We start from the raw sequence: 1359 nt of genomic DNA on the forward strand, positions 1-1359 counted from the left end.
GCGGCTAACACGCTTTTACGGGTGCTATGTAGGCCAGCAGCAAAGCCGCCAGAAGCAAACACAGCACGAAACGCAGGACTTTCATCCCGCGTTCTTTTCCCATCAGCGCCACCTCCCTCCTTAATAGTTAATGCAGTTCAAAAGAGGTAGAATCCCTCTTTTGAACCCGGCGGTGTAGCCGCCTAGCTTGAAAATCGGCATTTACCGATTTTCAAGTGCATTTACTATAAAAGTTGAGAAAGTGTACCACCCCCTTTCCTTTGAGAATGGGGATGGGCTAACCGCCCGAGTTGGGATCTCCAACTCGTATGCAACAACGTCCTCCGCCTCCAAAAATGGGGGCGTTTTTATTATACCAGAATGTAGAGCTTTGTCAATCCTTGTCAGGCATCCACCTCGCAGTCAGCGAGGATCTCCCGGACCTGCTCCCGGATGAGAGCCGGGACCTGCTCCAGGGTTTTCTTTCCCTTGATGATAAGGGTTGCGTACACAACTGCCATGTCTTGCACCTCCTTTCTCAGCAGAATCCTCAGAAGCCATGCCCGAAACCTACTCATTTCCGGCCTCCAACAGCGCCTCCACCTCCGCCCGGAGTTTCGCCGGGACTTCCGCCAGCGTCTTTCTGCCCTTGCGGATCAGGTTCGCGTAGACCGCCGCCATTATCCCTCACCTCCCAGCATGGCCTCGTACACGTCGCAGAGGGCCAGCTGGGTGTCCTCCAGCTGAGCCTCCAGAGCCGTCACCTTTGCCTGCAAAGCCCTGTTCTCCGCCTCCAGTTCCGTGCGGGTTTTGGGCCTGCTTCCTTCGGAATCCTTCTGAAACCGGTTCAATCCCATTACTGAAACCCTCCTTGTACAGATGTGATGTACCCGCCCTGGCCGCTGTCCCCTCGGGCGGCGTTGATCCGGAAGCTGAACGCGAAGCCATTCTGGGCGGTTTCGTTCTCAAAAACATAGTTGAGCCCGCTTTTCACCTCTGCGGTGCAGTCCTCCCAGACCGGGTTTTCGTCCCTGCCGTTGTTGGTGACCTCCACGGTAAACGCGGCGTCCTCGGGGATCTCCCCCTTCACCGAGAGGGCGCAGAGGGTGATCCTCTCCCCGGCCTCCATGGGTTCCGGGATTGTGACGAAGGCCGATGTTATCTCTTTCGTGAAGCTGAGCTCGTGGAGAGACTCCCCCATGCCATCCGTGGCGGAGATCTGCATGGTATGGGGGCCGTTCTGGAGCTTGAGGAAGTCCTCCCCGGCTACGGCGAAGCTGTTTCCCCCCTCCAGGACCGCCTGGAAGCTGCGAAGCTGCGCGCCGTCCAGCAGCTCCGTGACGGTGACCGGATCCCCCTCCTCATCGCTGACCTGATAGG

The 1359-nt window shown here is 57.6% G+C and carries 3 protein-coding genes and 1 pseudogene; all 4 read right to left on the bottom strand.

The window, feature by feature from the left end:
* Positions 1 to 383: 383 nt before the first annotated feature.
* Entirely contained in the window at positions 384 to 500 is a 117-nt protein-coding gene (locus D7X94_RS19615) for a CD1375 family protein (protein WP_442857930.1), read from the bottom strand.
* Between the two features lie 49 nt (positions 501 to 549).
* A complete protein-coding gene (locus tag D7X94_RS17910) occupies positions 550 to 660 on the bottom strand; it encodes a CD1375 family protein (RefSeq protein ID WP_120429180.1) in 111 nt (36 codons plus the stop codon).
* Positions 660 to 836: a hypothetical protein gene (locus tag D7X94_RS18665; protein ID WP_158591086.1), complete on the bottom strand. Its 177-nt coding sequence runs from the start codon at positions 834 to 836 to the stop codon at positions 660 to 662. Before D7X94_RS18665 ends, D7X94_RS17910 begins: the two co-directional genes overlap by 1 nt.
* Positions 836 to 1359, bottom strand: a pseudogene (locus tag D7X94_RS18670) (DUF6273 domain-containing protein); the annotation flags it as partial. The pseudogene D7X94_RS18670 and the gene D7X94_RS18665, both read right to left, overlap by 1 nt.

It is taken from the genome of Acutalibacter sp. 1XD8-33, assembly GCF_003612555.1.
GTDB lineage: Bacteria > Bacillota > Clostridia > Oscillospirales > Acutalibacteraceae > Acutalibacter.

Coding starts and splice junctions, on each gene's coding strand:
- D7X94_RS19615 (WP_442857930.1), bottom strand. CDS start 500: ATGGCAGTTGTGTACGCAACCCTTATCATCAAGGGAAAGAAAACCCTG.
- D7X94_RS17910 (WP_120429180.1), bottom strand. CDS start 660: ATGGCGGCGGTCTACGCGAACCTGATCCGCAAGGGCAGAAAGACGCTG.
- D7X94_RS18665 (WP_158591086.1), bottom strand. CDS start 836: ATGGGATTGAACCGGTTTCAGAAGGATTCCGAAGGAAGCAGGCCCAAA.